At 74.1% G+C, this 6716-nt stretch carries 6 protein-coding genes and 1 pseudogene; 4 read left to right on the plus strand and 3 right to left on the minus strand.

The annotated features are described in order from the left end of the window. Positions 1-75, minus strand: a pseudogene (locus tag ACFXPK_RS30335) (DUF3037 domain-containing protein); the annotation flags it as partial. 280 nt (positions 76-355) lie between these two features. Here ACFXPK_RS30335 and ACFXPK_RS30340 point away from each other — a divergent pair. Beyond that, on the plus strand, positions 356-1738 hold the full coding sequence (locus ACFXPK_RS30340; RefSeq protein WP_385080307.1) for a CDP-glycerol glycerophosphotransferase family protein: 1383 nt from the start codon (positions 356-358) through the stop codon (positions 1736-1738). Here ACFXPK_RS30340 and ACFXPK_RS30345 read toward each other — a convergent pair. After that, positions 1645-2283: a TetR/AcrR family transcriptional regulator gene (locus ACFXPK_RS30345; RefSeq protein ID WP_385080308.1), complete on the minus strand. Its 639-nt coding sequence runs from the start codon at positions 2281-2283 to the stop codon at positions 1645-1647. The genes ACFXPK_RS30340 and ACFXPK_RS30345 overlap by 94 nt on opposite strands. A gap of 178 nt (positions 2284-2461) precedes the next feature. Between ACFXPK_RS30345 and ACFXPK_RS30350 the strand changes: the two genes are divergently transcribed. The 3 genes from ACFXPK_RS30350 to ACFXPK_RS30360 all read left to right on the plus strand — a co-directional run bounded on the left by ACFXPK_RS30350 (position 2462) and on the right by ACFXPK_RS30360 (position 4971). After that, on the plus strand, positions 2462-3382 hold the full coding sequence (locus tag ACFXPK_RS30350) for an ABC transporter permease (protein ID WP_385080317.1): 921 nt from the start codon (positions 2462-2464) through the stop codon (positions 3380-3382). Between the two features lie 106 nt (positions 3383-3488). Continuing rightward, positions 3489-4235 (plus strand): ABC transporter ATP-binding protein, encoded by a 747-nt coding sequence (locus ACFXPK_RS30355; protein ID WP_385080319.1) that lies wholly within the window; start codon positions 3489-3491, stop codon positions 4233-4235. A 145-nt stretch (positions 4236-4380) separates the two neighbouring features. After that, positions 4381-4971: a TetR/AcrR family transcriptional regulator gene (locus tag ACFXPK_RS30360; protein WP_385006793.1), complete on the plus strand. Its 591-nt coding sequence runs from the start codon at positions 4381-4383 to the stop codon at positions 4969-4971. A gap of 66 nt (positions 4972-5037) precedes the next feature. On the opposite strand, the gene rox is transcribed toward ACFXPK_RS30360, so the two are convergent. Beyond that, on the minus strand, positions 5038-6465 hold the full coding sequence (gene rox, locus ACFXPK_RS30365) for a rifampin monooxygenase (RefSeq protein ID WP_385080310.1): 1428 nt from the start codon (positions 6463-6465) through the stop codon (positions 5038-5040). Positions 6466-6716 lie beyond the last annotated feature (251 nt).

Below are 6716 nucleotides of genomic sequence, written 5' to 3' on the forward strand. Positions count from 1 at the left end.
CGGCTGTACGACGGTGGAGCGCGGCGCGATCAGCCAGCGGAAGCGCCGGCCCGCGTCGTCCCCCGCGCGCGCGCCCGACCCCGCCGCCCCCCCCCCGCTCACCCACACACGCGGCCCCCCCCGCCCCCACCCCCCGCGCCCGGGGGGGGCGGGGCGGCCCCGGACCCGCGGCGTTTTCGCCCGGGCGGCGCGCGCCCACCACCGCCGCTACCGCCCCCCGCGCGCCTCGCCCGCCCCGGACGGCGCGCGGGCGCCTTCCCCGCCCCCGCACACACTGCTGCTCCGGCTCGGCGCGCACCGTACGTACGCCGTGCTGTGCGCCGCGCGAGCCGTACGCGGGCGCGCGACCCGGGGCGTGCGGGCGGCGCGCCGGACCGTCCGGGCGCTCGCGCTGCGGCTGCACTACGGGATCCAGCGGCGGCTGCCGGTCCGCGCCGACCGCGCGGTCTTCGCCTCCCCCGGCTCCGGGCACGCCCTGGGCCGGGAACCGGTCTACGGGTACGGCGGCGACCCGGCGGCCATCGAGGAGGCCGCCCGCGAACTCGCCCCGCGGCTGCGCACCTCCTGGATCACCGACGCCGCCCACACCCATCTGGTCCCGACAGGCACGCGCCGGGTGCGCGCCGGCTCGTTCGCGCACTGGACGGCGCTCGCCCGCTCCCGGTACCTGGTCAGCGACGCCGGTTTCGAGCCCCGGCTCGTCAAGCGGCGCGGACAGCTCCTGCTCCAGACGCACGACGGGACGCCGGTCGGCGCCACCGGGACCGATCTGCTGGACCGGCCGGCCGCCGCGCACACCACGGACATCGCCCGGCTGCTCGCCGACGCGGCCCGCTGGGACTTCTCCCTCTCCGCCAACCGCCACTCCACGCTGGTACGGGAGCGGGTCTGCCCCTCGCCCGCCGCCACCCTGGAGTACGGCCGCCCGCGTACGGACGTCTTCCGGCGGGCCACGGCGGCCGGCCGCGCGCGGCTGCGGGAGTCCCTGTCCGTCCCGGAGGGGAGCACGGCCGTCCTGTACGCCCCCGCGTATCGCGACCACCGCCGCGCTCAGCCCCTCCCCCTCGATCCGGAGCGGCTGGCGCGCTCACTGGGCCCGCGCTTCGTGCTGCTGGTCCGCGCGCACCCCGCGTACGGCGCCCCGGCGCCCTGCCCGCCGCACCCCCGGATCGTCGACGTGTCCGCCCATCCGTCGGTGGAGACCCTGTGTCTCGCCTCCGACGTACTGCTCACGGACTACGCGTCGCTGATGGTCGACTACGCGGGCCTCGACCGGCCGATCGTCCTCCACCACGGCGACCGGGAGGCGTACGAGGCGGCCCGGGGAACCTGTCTCGATCTGCGGGCCTGCCCGCCGGGCGCGATCGCCCGCACCGAGGACGAGCTGATCGGCATCTTCGCCTCGGGCCACTGGCGCGGCTCCCGCTCCGCCGAACTGCGGGCGGCCTTCCGGGCCCGGTTCTGCCCGTACGACGACGGACGGGCGGCGGAGCGCGTCGTCCGCCATGTCTTCCTCGGGCAGACCCCGGAACCGGCGGGCGCCGGTACCGCTCCCGGCGCCGGTGCCGCTCCGGGCGCAGGTGCCGCTCCGACGGACCCCGGTGCCGCTTCGGCGGATGCTGCCGCTCCGGCGGGCGGAACCGGTCAGGCCCGGCCGAGCGCGGCGACCGCCGAGGCGGCCAGATCGTCCAGATACCCCTCGGGCAGCGTGCCCCGGACGACGACCAGCCGCCAGTAGAGCGGCCCGACGATCAGGTCCAGCGCCCGGTCGGCGTCCGCGCCCTCGGGCAGTTCGCCGCGTGCGACGGCCTCGCGGACGATCACCGCGGCGATGCCCCGCTGGCCGTCCAGGAGCGCCGCCTTGATCGCGTCGGAGATCTCGGGGTGGCGGGCCGCCTCCACCAGCAGATCGGGGATGACCTGCGAGGCGACCGGGTGGCGCAGGGCGTGCGAGGCCACTTCGAGCAGGGCGCGCACGTCCCCGTACAGCGAACCGGTCGAGGGGGCGGGCAGTCCCTGCGCGGCGAAGGCCGAGACCAGGTCGAGGACCAGCTCCAGCTTGGACTTCCAGCGGCGGTAGACGGCGGTCTTGCCGACGCCCGCGCGCCGCGCGATGCCCTCGATGGACATCCGGGCGAACCCGACCGCGGCCAGTTCCTCGAAGACGGCGGCGCGGATGGCGTCGGTCACGTCCTCCCGGAGCACGGCGGCGCCGGCGGGCACCCGGCGGGTGGCACGGGGGTCCGCGGTGGTGCCGGGGCGGGTGCGGGGGTCGGTAGTCATCGGCACCGAGCATAGCGGCGCCCCGGCGCCCCGGCCACGTGACGACGATACGGTTGCGTTGCGACGTACCCTCGGCCTACCGTGACGTTGCGACGATACGGCAGCGTCCCGTCGTCGGGAGTGGAGACGACCGCCCCCGCCACCGTCGAAAGCGACCCCTGTGAGCCAGAGCAGGACCATCACGGCGACACCACCGGACACCCCCGCGGCGACCTCGCTCCCCGTGCCCGGGACCGACCTCGGCGCCCTCGCACGGCAGCACGGCCTGACCGTGAGCGGCGCCCGCCCCTCGCTCCCCGACTATCTGCGGCAGCTCTGGTCGCGGCGCCACTTCGTCACCGCGTTCGCGACGGCGCGGCTGACCGCCCAGTACAGCCAGGCCAAGCTGGGCCAGGTCTGGCAGGTCATGACCCCGCTGCTCAACGCGACGGTCTACTACTTCATCTTCGGGGTGCTGCTCGACACCAGGCGCGACATCCCGGACTTCGTCCCGTTCCTGGTGACGGGCGTCTTCATCTGGACCTTCACCTCGAACTCGATCATGGCGGGGACCCGCGCGATCTCCGGCAACCTCGGTCTCGTACGGGCCCTGCACTTCCCGCGCGCCGCCCTGCCGATCGCGCTCGCCCTCCAGCAGCTCCAGCAACTGCTGTTCTCGCTGGGCGCGCTGGTGGTGATCCTGGCCTGCTTCGGCGAGTACCCGGACGCCGGCTGGCTGCTGGCACTGCCCGCCCTCGCGCTCCAGGCGGTGTTCAACACCGGTGTCTCGATGGCGCTGGCGCGGCTGGCCGCCAGGACCCCGGACATCTCCCAGCTCATGCCGTTCCTGCTGCGTACCTGGATGTACGTCTCCGGCGTGATGTGGAGCGTGGACCGGGTGACCAAGGGCGAGAACGTGCCGCACCTCGTCACGGTGGCGCTCCAGTGCAATCCGGCCGCCGTCTACATCGACCTGATGCGCTTCGCGCTCGTCGACAGCTTCACCGCCGCCCAACTGCCCCCGCACGTCTGGGCCGTCGCCCTCGGCTGGGCGCTGCTCGCCGGTGCCGGAGGGTTCCTGTTCTTCTGGAAGGCCGAGGAGGAGTACGGACGTGGCTGATACGTTCACCGACCCCGCACCGGAGCCGGGCGCGACCCCGGAACCGGACGCGACCCCGGAACCGGACGCGGCACCCGCACCGGTCCCCACCGTCGTCGTCGACGGCGTGCACATCACCTACACCGTCCACGGCACCAAGGGCGGCCGGGGCAGCGCCACCTCCGCCCTGAGCCGGATACTCTCCCGGCGCTCCGCCCCCGGCGCGCGCGAGGTGCACGCGGTCAAGGGCGTCAGCTTCGCCGCGTACAAGGGCGAGGCGATCGGCCTGATCGGCTCCAACGGCTCCGGCAAGTCGACGCTGCTCAAGGCCGTCGCGGGGCTGCTGCCGCCCAGCCGGGGCCGGGTCTTCACCCGGGGCCAGCCCTCACTGCTCGGCGTCAACGCGGCGCTGATGAACGATCTGACCGGCGAGCGCAACGTCATCCTCGGCGGGCTGGCCATGGGCATGACGCGCGAGCAGGTACGGGAGCGCTACGAGGACATCGTGGAGTTCTCCGGGATCAACGAGAAGGGCGACTTCATCTCGCTGCCGATGCGGACGTACTCCTCGGGGATGGGCGCCCGGCTGCGCTTCTCGATCGCCGCGGCCAAGAGCCATGACGTCCTCCTGATCGACGAGGCGCTCTCCACCGGCGACGCGCGGTTCCAGCGCCGCAGCCAGGAGCGCATCGCCGCGCTGCGCGAGGAGGCCGGGACGGTCTTCCTCGTCAGCCACAGCAACAAGTCCATCCTGGAGACCTGCGACCGGGCGCTGTGGCTGGAGTCGGGCACGCTGCGGATGGACGGCCCGGCGCGGGAGGTCGTCGCGGCGTACGAGGAGTTCACGAGCGCGAACCGGCGGCGCCAGAAGTAAGGGGTGCGGCCCGGCGGCGCCACCGGGCTTGGCCGCCGGGCCCCCGCTCTGCCATGATGGACAAACGGAACTTTGTTCCGGAAGTACCGGTACGGACCGTTCCCGGGGTACCGGCAGGCGGTCCGGCAGCGGAGGGAACGGCGCGGTGAACGACAGCGACCCGAGCGCGGGGCCCGCGGCCCCGCCCAAGCGGGCGGACGCCCGGCGCAACAAGGAGACGCTCCTCGACGCCGCCGCCGCGGTCTTCGTCACCTCGGGCGTGGAGGCACCGGTACGGGACATCGCGGCCGAGGCGGGCGTGGGCGTGGGCACGATCTACCGCCACTTCCCGACCCGCGCCGACCTGATCGTCGCCGTCTACCGCCACCAGGTCGAGGCGTGCGCCGAGGCCGGCCCGGTCCTGCTGGCGGAGGGCCCGACCCCGCACGCCGCGCTGGGGCGGTGGATCAACCTCTTCGTCGACTTCCTGGTCACCAAGCACGGACTCGCCGGGGCGCTCCGCTCCGACCAGGCCGGCTTCGACACGCTGCACACCTACTTCCTCGACCGCCTCGTGCCGGTGTGCACCGAACTGCTCGACGCCGCGGCCGCCGCCGACGAGATCCGGTCCGACCTGACGGCCTTCGAACTGATGCGAGGCGTCGGCAACCTCTGCATCGGCGCGGACAGCGACCCCCGTTACGACGCCCGCCGCCTGGTCGAACTCCTCGTCGCGGGGCTGCGCCGGCCCCGCTGACCAGGGGCCCGCCCCGGCCGCGCACTCACCCGGCGAGGGCAGGCGGCGAGGGCAGGCCCACCGCTCTCACCCGGTGGGAGCGCCGAACCACCGGGGCAGATGACCGAGGAGATCCGCCCGGTCGTCACCGACCCACGCGACATGGCCGTCCGGCCGCAGCAGCACCCCGTCCACGTCCAGCTCCTCGCTCGCGTCGACGACATGGTCGATCCGGTCTTCCCAGCCCGCCACCGAGAGTTCGCCGGTCCGGTCGAGCAGCAGCCCCCGGCCGCGGTGCATCAGCCCGTACAGGCGCCCCCGCTTCAGCGCCACGTCCCGCAGCCGCCGGCCGAGCAGTTCATGCCCCTCACCGAGGTCGTAGCGGACCCCGATCGCGGTGATCTTCTCGATCAGGTGCTCGTTGACGTTCTCGAACTCCATCAGCTCCGCCACCAGCCGGCGCACCGCCCGCGGCCCCGGCTCGGGGGAGAGCAGCAGCATCTGCGCGCGGGTGTTGTCCAGTACGGCGGCGGCCACCGGGTGCCGTTCCGCGTGGTAACTGTCCAGCAGACCCTCGGGCGCCCAGCCGCCCACCTCGGCGGCCAGCTTCCAGCCGAGGTTGTAGGCGTCCTGGATCCCGAGGTTGAGCCCCTGACCGCCGGTCGGCGGGTGGATGTGCGCCGCGTCACCGGCCAGCAGCACCCGGCCCGTACGGTAGCGCTCGGCCAGCCGCGTGGCGTCACCGAACCGGGAGAGCCGGCGCGGGGTGTATACGCCGAAGTCCGTACCGGCGACCTCGCGCAACCGCTGCTTGAACTCCTCGAAGGCCGGCGGGACCGCGCGGTCCCCGGCCACGCCCTCGGCGGGCACGATGACACGGAACGTCCCGCCCTCCAGGGGCATGACACCGAACCGGTACTGGGTTGCGCGGACCTCCGCCACCACGGCGGCCACCTTCGCCGGGTCCTCCCCCACCTCCATCTCGCCCAGCAGCGTCTCGACCCTGCTGGGTTCACCGGGGAAGCCGACCCCGAGCAGCTTGCGCACCGTACTGCGGCCACCGTCACAGCCGACCAGGTAGCGGGTGCGTATCCGCGTACCGTCGGCGAGTTCGACCGTCACCCCCCGCTCGTCCTGGCTCAGCCCGGCCACCTCGCTGCCGCGCCGGATCTCGGCGCCGAGTCCGGTGGCGTGCTCGGCCAGCAGGCGCTCGGTGGTGGTCTGCGGGATGGCGAGGACGTAACTGTGCGCGGTGTCCAGCCGCTCGGGCCACGTCCTGCCCATACCGGCGAAGAAACCGCCGACCGCGAACCGCTCACCGAGCGGCAGGAACCGCTCCAGCAGCCCGCGCTGGTCCATCATCTCGATGCTGCGGACATGGATCCCGAGGGCGCGGGACTGCCGGGTCGGCTCCGCCTCCCGCTCCAGTACGAGCACACGCACCCCGTGCAGCCGCAGTTCACCGGCGAGCATCAGTCCGGTCGGTCCACCACCGGCGATGATCACGTCAATCATGAAATACCCCCCTTTACCGCCCCACACTGGTGGGTCGACTGGTGATTCTGGGGGATGAGGGGGGTCTTGCCGCAAGCCCCCCGGTGCGCTATACGTTGAGAGTGGAGAGGAGCCGGTCACCGAGGTGACGTCGGCTCCTTCCGCGTTTGTGCCCGGAAAGCGCCAGGGGGGGGGGGGGGGGGGGGTGTGAGGGCCGCGCGGGGCGGCGCGGGCGCCGGCGGGGCCGCCCCCCCGCGCGCGGGCGCGGGCGC

Source organism: Streptomyces sp. NPDC059142, assembly GCF_042755665.1.
In the GTDB taxonomy this organism is placed as follows: Bacteria; Actinomycetota; Actinomycetes; order Streptomycetales; family Streptomycetaceae; genus Streptomyces.